Below are 16,826 nucleotides of genomic sequence, written 5' to 3' on the forward strand. Positions count from 1 at the left end.
TCGTAAGCGGCTCACGAGGGCCGTTCTGGCATAGCGATTGAGGTTTTGGATAGTTTGGTATCCACCAAATTTATGGTGGGAACCAAAGTGGACAAGACGTGGGATGAGCGCTCCGCAGGCAGCGCATATAAACGGCCGAACTTTCCGACCGAATTCAAGCGGCAACTCGTCGAACAATCGTTCGAGCCGGGTGCGTCGGTAGCGTTGATCGCGCGCAGCAACGATATCAACGCGAACCTGCTGTTCAAATGGCGGCGGCTCTATCTGGCAGGAGAGTATGGTTTGCCAACGCTCCCGGAGGGCGCGGCGCCGAAACCGACACAGCAGGCACCTTCGCTGTTGTCTGTGGATGTCGTCGCTGAAGCAGCCAGCCATACGCCACCGACGGCAGTCACGACAGTACGGTCTCCAGAGGATCTTTGTGAGATCGAGTTCGACCGTGCGCGCCTGAGAGTTCGCGGCAACGTGTCACCGGATATGCTGCGCCTGCTGATTCGGGAGCTTACCCGATGATCGGCCTGCCGGCTGGCACTCGCATCTGGATCGCTGCCGGCGTCACCGACATGCGCGCCGGTTTTCAGGGGCTGGCGGCGAAGGTGCAGACCGCGCTCGAGGAGAATCCGCTGGGCGGCAACGTCTTCATTTTTCGCGGGCGGCGCGGCGACCTGATCAAGATCTTGTGGGCCACAGAGGACGGGCTTTGGCTCCTTGCGAAGCGGCTCGAACGAGGGCGTTTTATCTGGCCGCAGGCTGACGGTGGCAAGGTCCATCTGACCCATGCACAACTGTCGATGTTGCTCGAAGGCATCGACTGGCGTCAGCCGCGTCGAACGGCGGCGCTATCGGTGTTGTAAACGGCCTGGCGCACGCGTAAACTCCGGCGCATGACCGATGATGTCCCACTGCCGGATGACGTCGATGCGCTCAAAGCCTTGCTGATCGAGGCCCGCGCCCAGCTTGCCGAACGTGATATCGAGATCGAGCAGCTTAAGGCTCAGATCGACAAGCTCAGGCGGATGCAGTTCGGCCGCAAATCCGAGCAATTGGACCGCCAGATCGAGCGGCTCGAAACCAAACTGGAGGATCTGACGGGTGGGCGTGGTGCCGCCGATGTTCGCCGTGCCCGCGCGTCGGGTACGAGCGCGCCAGTCGGTACGACGGCCCCGAAGGAGGCGTTGCCGCCGCATCTGCTGCGCGAAGAGCACGTGCTTGACACTGGTTCGAACTGCCCGAACTGCGGCAACGCCATGCAACCACTTGGCGAAGACGTGTCTGAGCAACTCGCCCGTGTCGCCGCCGCGTTCAAGGTGATTCGCACAATCCGGCGCAAGGCAGTCTGCCCCTGCTGTCATCACTTCTCCCAGCCGCCAATGCCGGTGCTACCGATCGAGCGCAGCATTGCGCATCCGAGCCTACTGGCAGATATCCTCGTTTCGAAGTTTGCAGATCATCAACCGCTGTACCGGCTATCGGAGATTGCTGCGCGTGACGGCGTCACGCTCGATCGCGCCAGCATGGGGCGCTGGGTCGGTCAGTGCGAGGAGCTCTGTCGTCCGCTGACCGAGGCGCTGCGTCGCTACGTGATGGCGAGTTTCAAGCTGCATGCGGACGACACGCCAATTCCTGTGCTGGCGCCCGGCAACAGGAAGACCCGCACGGGCCGACTGTGGGTCTATGTTCGCGATGACAGTCGCTCGGGATCAACGGAGCCGGCGGCGGTCTGGTTTGCATACTCGCCCGACCGCAAAGGCATTCACCCGCAGAGCCATCTCGCCGGATTTGAGGGCATCCTGCAGGCCGACGCATACGGGGGCTTCAACGAGCTGTATGAAGGCGGCAGGATCCGTGAAGCGGCATGTTGGGATCACGCCAGGCGATATCTGTACGATGTTCATGTGCGTACACCCACCGAAGCGACAAGGCATGTGCTCGAGCTGATTGGCGAACTTTACGGAATCGAGGCCCATATTCGCGGCGCACCGCCAGGCGAGAGGCGGCAGGTACGACAGCACAAGAGCATACCGGTGTTAGCGGCCATCAATGCATGGATGACACACAAGCGCGCGACACTGTCAGCAAAGTCGGAACTGACCAAAGCGATCAACTATTCACTCAATCAATGGGACGCGCTCGTTCTGTACTGTGACGACGGTCGCGTCGAAATAAGCAACGCGCTGGCCGAAAACGCCTTGCGCTGCGTAAGCCTGGGGAGGAAGAACTTCCTCTTCGCAGGCTCCGACAGTGGAGGGGAAAGGGCTGCGGCAATGTACGGCCTGATCGGGTCATGCAAGCTCAATGGGATCAACCCCCTCAGCTACCTTGAATATCTCCTGACCCACATCGCCGATCACAAGATCAATCGCATCGGTGAACTCCTGCCATGGAATGTGGCAGACAGACTGCCCGTCCTGTCACCTCCACCGATCTCCCTCTGATCATTACCCTTCGGTCCAGTATCACTATCATCCCTCGCGCGCGCGAGTTCCATCGAACGGCCCTCGCGAGCCGCTTACGCATCGTCATTGGGAAACAACTAGACCAACAGGTTTGCGGGTCATCGTTGATGGGCGTCTTCGGCTTCCGTAGAGGCAGAAGAAATGGCTACGCGTGCATCGCGTCCGCCGGATAAAGTTGCAGGAAGGATCGAGCATCGTCTGTCGACCTGCTCGACAACCAATCGCCGTACTGCGTCGCCGGCACGATCACGACCGACCGCTTTTCGTCGCCTGGTTTGCGGAAGCGATTCATAAGCGGGTGCTCGTCGGAGTTGACGGTTAGCATCGTGAAGGCGATCGACGGCGAACCGTCCGCCTCCTTCCATTGGCGCCATAACCCGGCGGATGGCGAGCGGCTCGCCATCCGCCATCCCAATCTTCCAGCGTACCGCTTTGCCGGTCTCGTAGTTCGGTTCGAAAAAGGTGCGGCACGGAATCAGGCAGAGCTGCAGATTCTTCCAGGCGCTACTGAAGCTGCGCTTCTGCTCGACCGACTCAGAACGCGCGTTCATCGTGTCGAAGACCTTTACGCCAGGCGGAATATGTCGACGGGGCACGATACCGAAGGAGGCAGGGACCGTCTCGAAGGCGTCGCCGCCGCGCCTGAAGATCGGTGCGAAATAGTCCTTGTAGATCTCGGGCTTGTAGTCAATTCGGGCCGCGGAAATAGGCTGAATACATCCCAACGGGCGTCGTTCGAGTTTGCTTCGTGGCTAGTGCACATGCCGCCTCCGGTCGGGAACCTCATCATAGTAAGCGTCCGAATCGCACGGTGGCTACTCGACGCTGAGCAACCCGTCGAATCAGCTTATCGATCTGACGAAGGACGTGATCGAACTGAGTCCCCGAATCGTCTATCTGTGGAAGGTCACTGACGGCTGCTCGCGCCTGAACAAGAGCAGCGTGTGGGAGTACCCGCCCGAACTGCGTCAGGTGATCTGGCTGAAGGGCCCCCTCGTAAGGAAGATCAATGCCAACGATAACTGACCTGCGGACGCACCTGTTCGACACGCTCACCACGCTCAAGGATAAGGAAAAGCCGATGGACATCGAGCGCGCCAAGGCGATGGCAGACGTCGCACAAGTGATTGTCAATACGGCCAAGGTGGAAGTTGAGTTCCTGCGCGCGACCGGCAGAAAGCAGGGAACGGGCTTTATCACTGATCCCGCCGCCATCACCGGCACGACTAAGCACATCTGCGAAGACTGATCTGATCTAACCGCAAGGACAACGATAAACATGACCAACTATCCAATGCTCGATGAAAAGCTGGCGGCGCTCCGCCACGCAATCGAAGGCGGCGTAAAGGCCGATAGCATGCAGGGGCTCAAGCTTATGGAACTGGTGGACGCAATCGGCGAGCAGTTCAAACGCGAGCTGGCCAAACTCGAGATGTCTCCAGAATTCACCGACAGCGCCCGCGCAGCGCTCGTATGGGTGCTCTATCACCGTCAGGGTGGGTCGTCACCCGTCGGTCAGCCGATCAGGTTCGCGCTCGGCATGGGCGCACACGATCCGCTGAAACCAGCTCAGATTGGCGAAGCACTGAAGCTCGCGCAGAAATGCCATTTCCCCGCAGCGCGCGAACTGCCCACCGCCCCTCCAGCCGCTAGCGAGCAGCAGCCGACGAATGAGCAGAAGCCCGCGCGCTACTTTGTCTATGACCCCGAGGACGGCTACAACGAGTTCAAGACCGACGAGGAGCGCCAGAAGGCGCACCAAGAGGCGATCGACGGCTATCTCGATGAAGGATGGAGCAAAGAAGTCACGCAGGTCGTATCGGGCATCGTCACGCACAAGACAGTCCAGACGAACCTGGAGCGTCGGCCTGCGGCATGCGCGCACCATCCCGAGCACGATGACGACGACTGGGATGCATGCATTGCGTGGAGCGAGTATCCGGATCACAACTACAAAACGTGCTGCCAGTACGAGCCTGCACTGATCCGCACCTCTGATAACTCCACAGCCAGCGACAGCGCTGAAGGAGGTGTTGCGTGATGCAAACCTCTTCGTCAACCGTTATTGACGAAATCACCGCCATGGGCGATTCCCTCGATCACTTCCCTGCCATATCGGATCAGGATTCGACACGCCTCTTCTGCGGTGTGCGCGGGGTTTCCCCACTTCGGAGTGACCCGGGTCTCTGTGACATGAGAACCGTTTGTTTTATCGACGATCACTATCCACCCGGTGAAGCCAGTTTGTCCGGGAGTATTCGGAACGTTCGCATGGATCTCGATGCCGGGGCGGTATTCGGAAAGCTGGCTCGTCATAGCTGCCTCCACCGTGGTTATCAAGGAATCCTAGCATGACCACAACATCAAGAGTCTGGAGCCGGTGGCGTGGGAATGCTCGTCACCTGCTGGCGAGAAGCCCGCGTTGGCTTTCCTCGCATCCAAGAAGCCCACCGTCGAGCACTACGAGAATCAAGGCTGGTGCGTGCTGCCTCTATATGCCGCCCCTGTCGATGACAAGTTCATGAACGTCGAGTTATCCACAGAAACGGTGGACAAGCCTGTGCACAAGCTGCCGGAGGATCGCGTGTCGCGGGTCGCTATCGTTGTCAAAGACGTTGTCGAAACGTTGATGCTGTGGAACGGACAAGCATGCGCCGGGCTGGATGTGAACGGGCTTGCCGATCTGCGGCGACGAACTCGCATCTATCGCAGCCAGCGACAGCGCTAAAGGAGGTGCGGCGTGATGCGTTTAACCGATGGTGTCCGCGTCAGACAGGTCAGCACTTCGGGTGCTGGTTTCGACAGGAAGAATCCCGCGAGTGCGAAGCGAAGAGATGATCTCTTCGACAGTAGCGTCCTCGAGCAAGCGACGCCCGACCCTTTTGCGCTGTGCATTGGTAGCTTCGATACCACGCTGCAGATCGGAAGTTTGCGCGGCGATATAGACAGCCATTCCGTACCCGTATCGCCAGGCGAGATCGCTGCTGAAAAAGTACTTCATGGTCAGGTCTTCGACGTCCGTCTGACGAACTGTACCGCGCCGGACGGAACGGCTGCGATTCACACCCCGCATTTTACAAGACGTGCGGTGCTGGACTTCCCGTCATCCGGGTCACGTCTTGGTTCACGGCAATAAAGCACAAAACTTGAGGGTAGAAAGAGCGTGCGCCATTCAATGCTGTCCGGCGCTCAGCAGCATCCAGACTTGTTTTCGCGGCTCACCTTTGAGAATGCGGGCGAACGCGGCGCCGCATCACGTGCAGGTGTAGTGCTGCTCGACCTGAGCGTCTTTCACTGCGCCGGCGCCGATCCGAATCAACGTCTCGCGCCGCTCGACCGTCGACGGCTCTCCGTAAAGATCAGCACACGGCGCACAGAATCCAAAGTTCCAAGTCGGCACTCCTGAAGCGCACACAGAAAAGGAAGAAATGGCATGAGCGCCGCAAAAATCCCGCGAGGTTATACGCACTCTGGATTTGCTGGGGGGAATCGTGCTGAGTGCGAAGGCCTTTGCGCAGATGACCTGCTCGCCATCGAGGAAGCAGTCCAGCAAAGCGTCGTCGTCAGCCTCGTCAGCGCCGAATTGATCTCGCAGTGCTTCAAGGCTGATCCGAAAGTGCTGCACCTCACCCCGGATTATCAGTCCGAAATCGAGTCCAGCATTGTCCGGAGCAACGGTCACACTCAGAGCTTGATACATCGACAGCCCCCCGCTCTCGCTGGAATAGGAATCGTAGCATGAGCGACAGCACCAAGAGTCTGATGGAACGAGCCACCGAACTCACTGAACGCTACCACGCCGAGATCGGGCAGCCAGGCGAGATTGACTGGGGCGAGCACGCCGATTTCGCGAGCGCAGCTATCGACATCCTCGGCGACTTGATCGCCGCCTCTGTCGCTGACAGCGCAGAAAAAAGCCCCGCTCCCGAAGGAGGCGAGGCAGGCGGTGCGGGCGTTCTGAGGGAACACAGGGCGCCCGCACCTTCGAGTGTAGGCGGTCTGATTCAGTTTTCCAATGTCGCCGCCAGCGCAATGGCGAAGGATGCGGAGCGGTATCGGTGGTGACTGGGTGTTTCGAGCAGGAAGCGAAGGCTTGCCGACGTGGAGCCCGCCGGCATCGACACAGCTATCGACACAGCTATCGACGCCGCTATCGCGGCATCCGCAGAGAAGGGAGATAAGGCATGAGCGCGAAGACATCGATCGAATGGGCCGACATCAGGGGGACGTAGGTTCAGCGCCAGCGTCCCGCAAGGACCATACGCCGGGCGGATCGCCATCGTGAGTGCAACGATGCATCCAGTTACCGCATACCGTGCACCGGTACTGATCGTAGCGCTTCGTCGGATGGCTTGGGTATCCGAAGATCCCACGGCCCATTGCGTACAGGTCGCCGTGAGGCGGTGTGGATGACAGCTTTCCAGAGAGTGTTTTACAAGCGTTGCACGGTTCCATGTCACTCACCTGAGAAACACACTTATTAAATCTAGCATGTTTGAAGCAGCACAACGAGTAATCGAAACAACAAGAAAACACTGGGGTGTCGAATGGCAGCAGTCCTAGAGATCAACCACTCGAATTGACCGAGACAGAGCTTGTCCGGATGACAGGTTATAGGCGTCCAGGAAAGCAGATCGAGACGCTCAAGTCGCTGGGCGTCCCGGCGCGCAAACGACCCGATAACCGCGTGCTCGTGCTACGCGTCCACTGCATGTATCCCGTGGCATCGCCCGATCGCGCGGCTGCACATAAACCGAAACTGAAGCCGGTACCGCGCAAGAAATGAATCGACGTGGCAAAACACATCGCGACCTGCCGCGCCGCGTGCAGGCCAAGCACGGCGCGTACTACTTCTTCGCGCGGCGCCGACGCGCAACCCGTGGACGGGAAAGATCCAAACGTTGATTCGCCTGTGCTCGATCGCCGACGGCGAGACCGTCATGTATTCAAAGCTTGGCGAATTGATGGGCGAACGGAAGCTTGTTGATGGCACAATGCCTAGCTTGTGCGCTGACTGGAAGGACCGGAAGCTCGATCGCTACAGCGACAAGGTGCAGAAGGAATATCGCCGCATGGCCGACGTTATCGCGACCGCGTTCGATGAGTACTCCGTCGCCGATGTCACGACGAAGGACTGCGCCGACTTCCTTCGCGACAACTTCAGCTCGAAGCACAACACCGCACAGAAATATGCGAACGTGCTTCGGAAGATCTTCAAATTCGCGATCAGCGAGCGTGGCTTCCGCCAGGACAACCCGTGCGACCAACTTGACCTCTCGGAGTACGCGACGAAGCGCCGCGAGGTGCTGCCCGCGCATGACTCAATCAAGGCGATTCGCGAGGCCGCGCTAATCGGCAAAGACGGCTTACCGACCGAATCGGGCCCGATGTTTCAATGCATCGTCGACATGTCGTATCTGGTCTGGCAACGCGCGATCGACGTGCGTACTCTGCTTAAGACGCAGATCGGCGCGACCGCGATCCGCTTTAAGCCATCGAAGACGGCCGGCACGAGCGGCAAGGTGCTCGACGTCGAGATCACGCCGCAGATCCGGCGATCAAGAAGAAGTATCGAATCATCAGCCAATACCTGTTCCCGACGCAGAAAGGCGGTGCGTATTCGAAGACGGGGCTTCATTCGATGTGGCGCCGCGCGAAAGAGCGCGCGAGCGTGACCGATGGAATTCAGTTCAAGGATCTGCGCGCGCTGGGCACAACTGACGCAGCGAAGGCCGGGAAAAACAAGGCGGAAATTCAAACTCGACTCGCTCATACGACAGAAAAAACGACCGAGATTTACATCAAGAAAGCTATACCCGAAAAGTCTTAAATCGACCTAAAGCTGCCTTGGTGAGTGCTCTGAGTTTTAGACAAACGTCTAATATTCTGTCTAAAAACTACTGTACAAGCGAACAGTGAGCGGAAAAGAAAAAACCCGCAACAGCCTTAGCTGACGCGGGTTTTAATCTGGTCGGGGCGAGAGGATCCGAACCTCCGACCACCTGCAACCCATGCGGAATGCTTCGCAGACGTTGGACGCTGATTGCGAGTCGAGTCTCAGGCATAACGCATGCGCCGAGATGTCACCGCGGTCACGGTGACTGCGGGTATGGCTAACCAAGGAGAGAGCCATGGCGACGAAAACCCTGAAGGACCTGTTCATCCATTCGCTATCCGACATTTATAGCGCCGAGAAGCAGATGACAAGGTCGCTGCCGAAAATGGCGCGAGCTTCCGCGAACCCGGACCTGAAGGCGGCGTTCGAGCGCCATCTGGAAGAGACGCAAGGGAAGATTCAACGCATTGACCAGATAGTTGAAGCAACGGGGGTGAAGCCCAAGCGCATCAAATGCGTGGCGATGGAAGGTCTCATCGAGGAAGGGCAGGAGCAAATTGATGAAATAGAGAAGGGGTCGGTACTCGACACGGCTCTTATTGCAGCGGCACAGAAGGTCGAGCACTACGAAATAGCCGCGTACGGTTCGCTGATGGCGCTGGGCAAACAGCTCGGCGTCGTCGTCATTGTTCCTCTGCGTTTCGGTTCGGTTCGCTATCGCGGCGCGAGCACGCCCACGATAATACGAGCATGATGCCCGTTGGTTCACGATAGCGCCACGACGGCATGCAAGCGCGGGCGATTAGCGTCCCTCATGCGAGACGCGGCGCGGAACCTCATAGCTATTTTCCTAGCGCTTTCGCCGCGACTTTTTCGTCGGCCAGTAACGAGAGCTTTTCGCCCTGGTCTTCTCTTCTTTCAACGTTTCGCCTAGCAACTGGACTGCGGTCTAGGTCACGGCTATGAGAGGTCAGCAAGCGGCGCGCCGCAAAGTAAGTCTCGGCTGAAGGCGAGGCTTTAGGTCTCGTCCGGGCGGGACGTCAAAATTCCGGATAAGGTTCGAGATAGCGTCCGCGGGGCTTTAGGCGTGGGCGGGCTCGAGAAGAATTTCTGGCTTTTCGAGTCAGCAAGGCCTGATGCGATGCCCTGAAGGGCTTGTGAGCCAGGCAAACTTTTCCAAGACCTGACCCATGCAGGCAGATAACCTGCGATCTGTCACCTACAAGCAAGCAATCTGGACTGCAAACAATCGTAGCGCAAGAGTCATGTCAGCTGGCGGGCCCCTATAGCCGGCGAGTCCAAGGGCTGCTTTGCTCTTCCGCCCGCGGTCGCGGACTGACCGCCGACAGGCTCCTGAATTCGTCGTCGGCTGTTTTCCATGGTCAGCCGGAACTCAGCCGTGGACAACGACGACAGGTCTTTGACCAGAAGGTAAGCCGGCTGGCAGTAAGGCGTAGTCCCGCGAATGTGTGCGAGATCTCGTCCTGTCGGTTGCAATCGGCGGCCCACATACGAAAACGCACATACAAGAACTCACACCAAGTGTTCGGGCGGTCGACTCACGTCCCTGGCTTCTACCATTGACGGCAGCGCCATCGACTCCAGTATCGCCGGTCGTCACCGGCCTGGAGAAGGTCAAGCGTTTCGACGGAACAACTCCGCGCTTCCAATTGTCACGAGGCCCACGAAGGAGTCGGGTTTGTGGTCGGTTCAAATCGGTCGCTGCACCATTTGGACAATGCAAGCTCTCGAAGTCGGCGATTCATGCCGAAGACAATGGGTCATTCATGCTTTGCTGCCGGTGAGGGACAACCTGAAGCCGCTCGAGAACCGGGAGCAACACCGTCACCGTGGTCCCTGTACGGCCATCGCCGCTCGCAATGGAGACGCGACCGCCGTGACACTCAACCAGATACTTGACCAGAGCAAGTCCGATTCCGAGACCTGAGTCCGCTGTCGATACCCGCGAACCGAGTTGCGTGAACATCCCGAATACGTGAGGAAGTTTGTCCGCAGGGATACCGTATCCCTCATCCGTCACGGTAAATTTTACAGTACCTCGCGCGGTCGTCCCGTTGTCATCGAAAGCAGGTTCGACAACAGCGGCGAGTTCAATGTGACTGCTGTCGGGAGAATACCGGGCGGAATTACTGAGCAGGTTCACCAGAACCTGCGTAAGGCGGGGCGCGTCGGCGTGCAATGCGAGCGGTTCGGACGGACACTGGACAGTCAGTCGATGCTTGCGCGCCTCCATCGCTGGCTGCACGGCGTGGACGGCATCCCACACGATATCAGCCAGTTGGCATGTTCCCACCTTGACTTCCACCTTGCCGTGCCGGATTCGCGACGCGTCCAGAAGGTCGTCAATCAGTCGTTGAAGCCGGCCTATCTGCCGTTGCGCTATCTCGAGCGCGCGCGCTGTCGCTGAACCACTGCTCCCTGGGCGACCAAGAATTTCAAGCGACGAAACCACGGGCGCAATTGGGCTTCTGAGCTCGTGACTGAGCGTGGCGATGAACTCGAAGGTGCGCTCTTCGGTCCGGCGGAGCGCTTCCTGGGCTTCCTCTGCTTCGGTCGCCCGTTTCTGCGCCAGCGCCTGCATATGCGAAACCTGCAACGCGGCACCGGTGAAGTCGGCGAGGCTCGTCAGCAAACGCAGGTCTTCTGCGTCGAAGCGCGCGTTTTCGTTGTGAGACATTACCCAGATGGCGCCCCAGGGCCCGTCGCCAACCGGAATAGGCACGAGCAGGGCCTCGACGACTGGCGGCGAGACGGCTTCTATTGACGGGAAGTAGCGTTGCGGTGTCTTGAACAGCTCCGGTTTGCCCATTGCCAACGTCACGCCGCATACGCTGTCATCAAAGGGACGGTAGGTGTTCAGAAGTGGTGCACAGTGGCCTGCGAGGGACGCCCACCGGAAACTCGCCGGCTTGTCCGGCGGCGACTCGAGCACGCTGATGCCTGCGCTGCCCGCCCTGCATAGCCGGGCAGCCTCCAATGTCAGCATGTCAAGCATGGCTGCATCCGAGGTAGCAAGTGCATGGGCGAGCCGTCTCAGGACTTTGGCCTCCGCTCCATGGTTGGGGCGCCGGCTTGCCCGCGTCGCGAGTTCGGCGGTAATCAGCGCCTCCCGGTGCGCCGTACGAATGCCCGTGTCGTCAGGAGAAATATTTACCTCCAAGTTCATGTTTGCACTCCCAGCGCAAACGTCCAAGGCTTTCACGAACGCCTGCAAAGTCGGCGGTGTTAGCCACTTTCTGCCGCACGTGTCGTTCCTCGTGGACTGCATCGCCGTGCTGTTGGTCGCCTTAATCCGCGTGTGCATGCCTTCGAAAGTTCGTCGACGACGCAGTCGACTGCGGAACGGCGGATACCTTCCCGCCGTCCAACCGTATGCATCGGGTAGTTGGCGTCAGCCTGTACGCACCTCGATGCGTCTTGGCTTCGCCTCGTCGCGACGCGGTATCGTCAGCTTCAGGACGCCATCCTTCAGGGACGCCTCAATCCGTGAGGTATCGAAGTCTTCACTGACGGCGAAGCGGCGCAAGAAGTAGGGCGCCCGCACTTCGGCATGCGAGAGCGCGAGGTTCGGCGGCACGGGCACCATGGATTCCGCCTCGATGGTCAGACTGCCGTCGTGGACATTGATGTCCAGCTTCTCTTTCGATACGCCCGGCAGGTCGGCCAGAAGCGTGACCGCGTGAGCGTCTTCGAAGATATCGACCGCCGGCGTCAGCGAGGCGCGACGACGTACGTCGCTCGATTCCGCGCGCGTCACCGCGTCTTGGTCGCGTTGGGCGATTTGCGTGTTGTCGCTCATGATGTCACCTCGTCACTGAACGGTAATTGCGCGGGGTTTGGACGCTTCGCGCTTGCCCACAGAAATCAGCAGGCAGCCGTCGACGTAGTGCGCCTGCACCTTGTCAGGGTCGGCCTGCTGGGGCAGTTCGATGACCCGTCGAAACGAGCCGTTGAAGCGCTCCTGCGCGTACTGCCGCGTGCCCTCAGGCAACTGTGCGTCGCGGGTCGTCCGCTCGCCGGCAATCGAGAGCAAACCTTTATCGATGGAGATATCGAGTTTCCCGAGCTCGACGCCGGGCGCAAACGCGACGATTTCTACCGTGTCGTCGGTCGTGCCGACGTTGATATGAGGAAATGTGCCGAACTGGCTTGAACGAAGGCTGGACGGGAAGCCGCCGAACAGGCTGGACATCTGGCGTTGCAGCCGGTCCAGTTCACTGAAGAGGTCGGTCCCAAAGTGAAGATCACTCATGGTCGCTTTCTCCTCTGCGGCGAGGAGACAAACCGGCATACGCGCTTCAGTCCGGTTGTCCCGTGCCGCGGACAATCAAGGTTGAAACACGCAGCGCCCGCAAACGGTTGTTCACGAACGACTGGTGAGCGATGCTTAAGATAGAACGTCTGCAGTGAATTTCAAGAGGCGGTGCAGCAGATTTTTTGACCTTGAAGATCGACGCTACCGCCCATACAGTCCCCGCACCAATGTTCACTTGGGAGACGACTGTGGAATTCGATACTGACTGGAGAACGCTTGGCAAGCACCGCATCAAGCTGCGCTCCACCAAGGGCTTTCCGACCGAACTGATGCTGCAGGTCGCGGAAGTGACGCGACTCGCCGTCGACAACAACATGAGTGCCCGGGCGCGCATTGTCGAAATCGTATATCGGCACGAGAAGGCGTACGACATCACAGTCGGAACGACCCTGGCGGAAGACCGGATTTGCGCGGCGCAGCTCGAAAGCGCTATTGCCACGGTGATGGGCTTGTTGCCGGAGCAGGTCAACATTTTTGTCCACGCCGTCACACAGGAGGACGTCGACCTGCACTTCGGTGTGTACGAACGAATGCTGGCGGAGAAACTGGGCGCGGTGCATCCGATACAGTGAAATATCGGATGATTCCGCGCCGGTTCATTGAGAACGGAATACCGACTTCTGTCGGTATGCGCTATTTGTTATTGACGTTTGGCGTCTTTGCACTAAATGCGTGTTCGGCACGGCAGGGATGGTAGTCCACGCCAACCACTGCCGCGGTGCTGCTTCCGATTCCTGACTTGCGACGTTAGGATTTTCTAGCCTCGGCGCGATTCGCTGGCGCGGACGTAACAGCCGTCGCAGTGGTATCGACGATTTCGTCGCGACGGGTCAACCGGCAGGCCGAGCCTCCATGTCGTCATCCGGCCAAACATCCCGGTGACCGGCATTCTCGGGCTGGAATGAAAGCAGCGCGGTCACATTCACATCCTCATCGATTCCCGGCCAGTACAATTGCTGGCGGTCCATCGACGGCAAAGTGTTCGCGCTCCGCATCTGTCGCAGCCTGAAGGACCGGAAACCAGGCCAGTGGATATGGAACGGTCTGGCCGTCGGACAGGTCGGGAAACATGTGTGCGCCGTCGAAGTGCACGTCCACCGCAGCGCCACTCATGGTCACCTCCCGAGTCGGGGTCTAACACACCATAGGTCGCGGCGGCCTGATGAGCAAGGAAAGTCGTCGAAAGAAGCGGAATTCGCGCCGAGTGAGTCACGGCAACGCCTCATCGGCTTCGAGCGGACGAGGCGACAATGCGGCCGCCAGCCATCGGCCCCTTCAGCAAAAGGGAGTTCCGGCAATGCAACCGATCACACGTTACTCGCCCGTAGTACTGGCAACGACGGCGCTCACGTTCAACTGCGCGCCTTCAAGGAAGTCGGCGAAAAAAGCAGCGACACGACGGGGTCCGCCAGCACGTGGATGAGCAAATTCAGCAGGCGTCAGCGCCGCGCCAGACCGCGAGCGCCAATGCGCCGCCTGCAAACACCACGGAGGCGCGAGAGAAGCGCCTGCTGCCGCCACGCCGTCTTCCGCAGCCAGCGCAGCACCCGTCGGCGCAAGCCAGTATAACCTTCGACGTTCGCCGATTTCCCGGAATGTATCACGACGCGACCTCCGGCCCCGACCTCATGCGGGACAGGTTGGTTGCCACAGGGCGGAAGTCGGCAAATAGCGCTGTAAAGCCCCGCGCCAAGCCTGCTTTTTGCCAAGAGGAACAGTCGTCCCTTGGCCATTGCTGACGCATCGGCCCGCGATCCAGAGTCGCCGACGCTGTTCCGCTACCGAGCCCCAAGCGGGATTTTTAGTCCCGCCCAAACCGGCCTGTCGTCGTCGCGCCTGATTGGACGCGGGGACTTGCGCTTCGTTATCCACAGGCACTGGGCCGGTCGATTGCAATTATGACTTCCGGTTAGAGCAGGACAGCGTCTTGTTGTTGTGGGCGGTGCTCAAAAGATCCGCGCTATGACCCGAAGGACATGTGCATGGCCATTTATCTGGAGGCACACCGTTAAGTGCCCGTACTTCGAAAGGACGACTCCGGGAAAGGACGCGCCAGCACGATGATCGTGCGCAACGGCACCCGGGGAGCCCAGAGGCATGCACCGGAAGGGGAAGCCAGCTACATCGAAAGGACTGTGGCGCCGACCGTCGATCCGACCACCCCAAGTACCTGCACCGAGGAGAGTTGCTCTTTCCGGAAGACCCGAGCCAGCAAAGCCGTCACGCCACCCGATAATGAACTCAGGACAGTGACCACCGCTGTACTGCTGCCGCCCGTGCCTGCAGCCAGACAGGCGAGCGCCGTGATACTTGCGGCCGCCTGCGCGAAGACGCGTGGCGACCCGAGCAGTGCCCGCCCTCTGTTTTGCCCGCGCACGAACACGACGAGCGCTACAAGCACGCCGCACATGTAGTTGATCAGCAGTGCGCCGGCGGTCCCGAGTTGCGGAACCGAAAAGCGCCCCTGCATCCAGAATCCCGTGCCGTAGCAGAACGCTGCGCCCGTTGCAAACAGAACGCCGGTTCTCACCGGACCTCCATGCGGGCCTTCATGATGTCGATCCAGTGCGGTGAGCGGTGCGCCGATGACACACATCACAAGCCCCGCAAGCGCGGCCGGACGAAACACTTCGCCTGCGATCAACGACAATGTGGTGGCGACGGCGCCATAGGACATCGCGATCGGCGCCACGATCGCACTCTTCCCGTCGGCAAGGCCGCAGGTGAGCAGCAGTGAGGCGAGCGCCGACAGCAGGCCGGCGACGAGCGTCCAGCAGAACGACAGGTCTGCCGTTGCGTGAAGAACGCGACCGATGGTCGCCTCAGACCTCGCACTGATCCAGATCACCAGTGCCGCGAGACCTGCCAGACTGGTGAACAGCATGGTCGAGCCGATGCCGGCACGGCGTGCGGTCGGCCCTGCGAGGAAGTCCGTAAGGCCCCAGCCTAGCGCCGCGCATAGTCCGAGAATCGCCGTCATGCTACCTCCAGCGACAAGCCTATTGCGTCGAGGCTTTCGGACGTCAATGCCAGAACAGCGCGATCAGGATAATGATGGGAATGGGGACGCCGAGCATGTAAAGAAGAATAGAGCGCATCGCACACCTCCTGTGATTGCTGGAATGTCGGTTGTGTCAGAGCTGGCGCGTGCGGCCGCCGTATGTCGCCATCAGGCTGGCCGAGAACGCACCCATCAGCAATGACACGAAAAGCCACAGGGACGCGCCGATCGCGACCCTGCGAGCCTTTTCGGTTGCACTTTTAACGGCCGAGTCTAGCGCGGCGTTCTTCTGCACCAGCGTCTCGTAGGTGGTCAGCACGCGAGCCTGTGCCGCCTGCTGCGAGAGGCCGGTGTGACGCGCGACAAGCTGGCTGAGATACAGGGTGTCGTTCGTGGACAGCTGGTCGCCAGTCGCCGCACTGTTGAGGAAAATCCGTGTGGCTTCGGCACGCATCTCGTTGCTGGCAGGCGATACCGCGGCAGACGACGAACCGCTGGGCAGGCGGAATAGCGAATCCATCAAATAACCGAGCGGCCAGACATTGCCGGCTGCTTGCGCGTTGCCCCGTTGAGCCGTGACCGAAACGGTAGCGCCGTTTGTCACGGCGGCGTCGACCGCCTGCGCGCCGGCCTTGACGATGCCAGAGGCCGCCGACGTGAGGACGGCTGCTGTCACCAGCGTCGCCACCGCCCAACTCAGGAAACCGTGCGCTGTGTCGCGGAAGTGGATCTCGTCGACGTCAGCGGCGGTCCAGCGGTTTCGCAGGCGGCCCGCGAGATATCCGCCCAGTCCCGACGTGAGAGCAGACGTGACGCAAACCCATACGATGGCGGCAAAGCCGAATGCCTTCGCATTTGACGAAGGTGGCGACCATGGCGAGAGAGACGTGAGTCCAAGGCCTGTTCCCAGTGTCAGCAGGATGAGGGCAAACGCGGCGGCGCCGATGCCACCGGCAAATATCGCACTCCACGAAATGGCAGGTTCGAGCGTGCGTACGATTGATGCTGTGTCGTCTAGGGGTTGCGCGTACTCCGATGCGATTCTGGTTCGATTCACGGTCGGCCTCCTTTGTCATTCCTGCCGGAATTTGCGCTTTGCTGCGCAATCCCTGTGCCGCTTGCCGATGTCCGGTCAGGCAACGGTATCGCCATTTTTTCCACGACCGTTTGCGCTGCCACACATCAAGTCGGGGCGAG

At 59.8% G+C, this 16,826-nt stretch carries 23 protein-coding genes; 14 read left to right on the forward strand and 9 right to left on the reverse strand.

The window, feature by feature from the left end; translation table 11 throughout:
- Nucleotides 1-45 precede the first annotated feature (45 nt).
- Genes tnpA through tnpC form a run of 3 tightly spaced genes read left to right on the forward strand, consistent with a single transcriptional unit; the run spans nt 46 to nt 2,435 of the window.
- The gene (gene tnpA, locus PPGU16_RS39910; protein WP_243460538.1) at nt 46-513 is read left to right on the forward strand and encodes an IS66-like element accessory protein TnpA; all 468 of its coding nucleotides are present in this window, start codon (nt 46-48) and stop codon (nt 511-513) included.
- Nucleotides 510-854, forward strand: coding sequence for an IS66 family insertion sequence element accessory protein TnpB (tnpB, locus tag PPGU16_RS39915; RefSeq protein ID WP_180720033.1), 345 nt, complete (start codon nt 510-512; stop codon nt 852-854). The genes tnpA and tnpB overlap by 4 nt, the downstream gene beginning before the upstream one ends.
- A 30-nt stretch (nt 855-884) precedes the next feature.
- Complete coding sequence (gene tnpC, locus PPGU16_RS39920; RefSeq protein WP_180720034.1) at nt 885-2,435, forward strand: IS66 family transposase; 1,551 nt, start codon at nt 885-887, stop codon at nt 2,433-2,435.
- A 119-nt stretch (nt 2,436-2,554) separates the two neighbouring features.
- Here the strand turns inward: tnpC and PPGU16_RS43450 are convergent, their stop codons facing one another.
- A complete protein-coding gene (locus PPGU16_RS43450) occupies nt 2,555-3,181 on the reverse strand; it encodes an SOS response-associated peptidase family protein (protein WP_434064464.1) in 627 nt (208 codons plus the stop codon).
- A 142-nt stretch (nt 3,182-3,323) separates the two neighbouring features.
- On the opposite strand from PPGU16_RS43450, the gene PPGU16_RS39930 reads away from it, so the two are divergent.
- From PPGU16_RS39930 to PPGU16_RS39940, 3 genes are read left to right on the forward strand one after another with little or no spacing between them, the layout of a single operon-like run.
- Complete coding sequence (locus PPGU16_RS39930) at nt 3,324-3,482, forward strand: hypothetical protein (RefSeq protein WP_180727599.1); 159 nt, start codon at nt 3,324-3,326, stop codon at nt 3,480-3,482.
- Complete coding sequence (locus PPGU16_RS39935) at nt 3,466-3,705, forward strand: hypothetical protein (protein ID WP_180727600.1); 240 nt, start codon at nt 3,466-3,468, stop codon at nt 3,703-3,705. The genes PPGU16_RS39930 and PPGU16_RS39935 overlap by 17 nt, the downstream gene beginning before the upstream one ends.
- A 45-nt stretch (nt 3,706-3,750) precedes the next feature.
- On the forward strand, nt 3,751-4,497 hold the full coding sequence (locus PPGU16_RS39940; RefSeq protein WP_180727601.1) for a hypothetical protein: 747 nt from the start codon (nt 3,751-3,753) through the stop codon (nt 4,495-4,497).
- 14 nt (nt 4,498-4,511) lie between these two features.
- Here the strand turns inward: PPGU16_RS39940 and PPGU16_RS39945 are convergent, their stop codons facing one another.
- Nucleotides 4,512-4,772 (reverse strand): hypothetical protein, encoded by a 261-nt coding sequence (locus PPGU16_RS39945; protein ID WP_180727602.1) that lies wholly within the window; start codon nt 4,770-4,772, stop codon nt 4,512-4,514.
- 106 nt (nt 4,773-4,878) lie between these two features.
- Between PPGU16_RS39945 and PPGU16_RS39950 the strand changes: the two genes are divergently transcribed.
- Complete coding sequence (locus PPGU16_RS39950) at nt 4,879-5,184, forward strand: hypothetical protein (protein ID WP_180727603.1); 306 nt, start codon at nt 4,879-4,881, stop codon at nt 5,182-5,184.
- Between the two features lie 12 nt (nt 5,185-5,196).
- The gene (locus PPGU16_RS39955) at nt 5,197-5,592 is read left to right on the forward strand and encodes a hypothetical protein (protein ID WP_180727604.1); all 396 of its coding nucleotides are present in this window, start codon (nt 5,197-5,199) and stop codon (nt 5,590-5,592) included.
- A gap of 117 nt (nt 5,593-5,709) precedes the next feature.
- Here PPGU16_RS39955 and PPGU16_RS42930 read toward each other — a convergent pair whose 3' ends face one another.
- On the reverse strand, nt 5,710-6,156 hold the full coding sequence (locus PPGU16_RS42930; protein ID WP_243460810.1) for a hypothetical protein: 447 nt from the start codon (nt 6,154-6,156) through the stop codon (nt 5,710-5,712).
- 38 nt (nt 6,157-6,194) lie between these two features.
- Here PPGU16_RS42930 and PPGU16_RS39965 point away from each other — a divergent pair, with 38 nt between their 5' ends.
- From PPGU16_RS39965 to PPGU16_RS39980, 5 genes are all read left to right on the forward strand, one after another.
- On the forward strand, nt 6,195-6,521 hold the full coding sequence (locus PPGU16_RS39965; RefSeq protein WP_180727605.1) for a hypothetical protein: 327 nt from the start codon (nt 6,195-6,197) through the stop codon (nt 6,519-6,521).
- A gap of 538 nt (nt 6,522-7,059) precedes the next feature.
- On the forward strand, nt 7,060-7,242 hold the full coding sequence (locus PPGU16_RS43305; RefSeq protein ID WP_180727606.1) for a DUF4224 domain-containing protein: 183 nt from the start codon (nt 7,060-7,062) through the stop codon (nt 7,240-7,242).
- Nucleotides 7,243-7,357: 115 nt separating this feature from the next.
- Complete coding sequence (locus tag PPGU16_RS42935) at nt 7,358-8,131, forward strand: phage integrase central domain-containing protein (RefSeq protein ID WP_243460811.1); 774 nt, start codon at nt 7,358-7,360, stop codon at nt 8,129-8,131.
- Nucleotides 8,098-8,286, forward strand: coding sequence for a site-specific integrase (locus PPGU16_RS42940; protein ID WP_243460812.1), 189 nt, complete (start codon nt 8,098-8,100; stop codon nt 8,284-8,286). The genes PPGU16_RS42935 and PPGU16_RS42940 overlap by 34 nt, the downstream gene beginning before the upstream one ends.
- Before the next feature lie 301 nt (nt 8,287-8,587).
- Nucleotides 8,588-9,046: a YciE/YciF ferroxidase family protein gene (locus tag PPGU16_RS39980; protein ID WP_180727607.1), complete on the forward strand. Its 459-nt coding sequence runs from the start codon at nt 8,588-8,590 to the stop codon at nt 9,044-9,046.
- A gap of 1,008 nt (nt 9,047-10,054) precedes the next feature.
- On the opposite strand, the gene PPGU16_RS39985 is transcribed toward PPGU16_RS39980, so the two are convergent.
- The 3 genes from PPGU16_RS39985 to PPGU16_RS39995 form a co-directional block, all read right to left on the reverse strand.
- A complete protein-coding gene (locus tag PPGU16_RS39985) occupies nt 10,055-11,479 on the reverse strand; it encodes a sensor histidine kinase (protein WP_180727608.1) in 1,425 nt (474 codons plus the stop codon).
- A gap of 225 nt (nt 11,480-11,704) precedes the next feature.
- On the reverse strand, nt 11,705-12,112 hold the full coding sequence (locus PPGU16_RS39990) for an Hsp20/alpha crystallin family protein (RefSeq protein ID WP_180727609.1): 408 nt from the start codon (nt 12,110-12,112) through the stop codon (nt 11,705-11,707).
- 12 nt (nt 12,113-12,124) lie between these two features.
- On the reverse strand, nt 12,125-12,565 hold the full coding sequence (locus tag PPGU16_RS39995) for an Hsp20/alpha crystallin family protein (RefSeq protein ID WP_180727610.1): 441 nt from the start codon (nt 12,563-12,565) through the stop codon (nt 12,125-12,127).
- A gap of 251 nt (nt 12,566-12,816) precedes the next feature.
- On the opposite strand from PPGU16_RS39995, the gene PPGU16_RS40000 reads away from it, so the two are divergent.
- A complete protein-coding gene (locus PPGU16_RS40000) occupies nt 12,817-13,200 on the forward strand; it encodes a hypothetical protein (RefSeq protein WP_180727720.1) in 384 nt (127 codons plus the stop codon).
- Between the two features lie 358 nt (nt 13,201-13,558).
- On the opposite strand, the gene PPGU16_RS42945 is transcribed toward PPGU16_RS40000, so the two are convergent.
- The 3 genes from PPGU16_RS42945 to PPGU16_RS42950 all read right to left on the reverse strand — a co-directional run bounded on the left by PPGU16_RS42945 (nt 13,559) and on the right by PPGU16_RS42950 (nt 16,317).
- A complete protein-coding gene (locus PPGU16_RS42945; protein WP_243460813.1) occupies nt 13,559-13,741 on the reverse strand; it encodes a DUF2442 domain-containing protein in 183 nt (60 codons plus the stop codon).
- 1,006 nt (nt 13,742-14,747) lie between these two features.
- Complete coding sequence (locus PPGU16_RS40010) at nt 14,748-15,608, reverse strand: EamA family transporter (protein ID WP_180727611.1); 861 nt, start codon at nt 15,606-15,608, stop codon at nt 14,748-14,750.
- Nucleotides 15,609-15,762: 154 nt separating this feature from the next.
- Nucleotides 15,763-16,317, reverse strand: coding sequence for a hypothetical protein (locus tag PPGU16_RS42950; RefSeq protein WP_243460814.1), 555 nt, complete (start codon nt 16,315-16,317; stop codon nt 15,763-15,765).
- Nucleotides 16,318-16,826 lie beyond the last annotated feature (509 nt).

Origin of the sequence: Paraburkholderia largidicola (assembly GCF_013426895.1) — a bacterium.
GTDB lineage: Bacteria > Pseudomonadota > Gammaproteobacteria > Burkholderiales > Burkholderiaceae > Paraburkholderia > Paraburkholderia largidicola.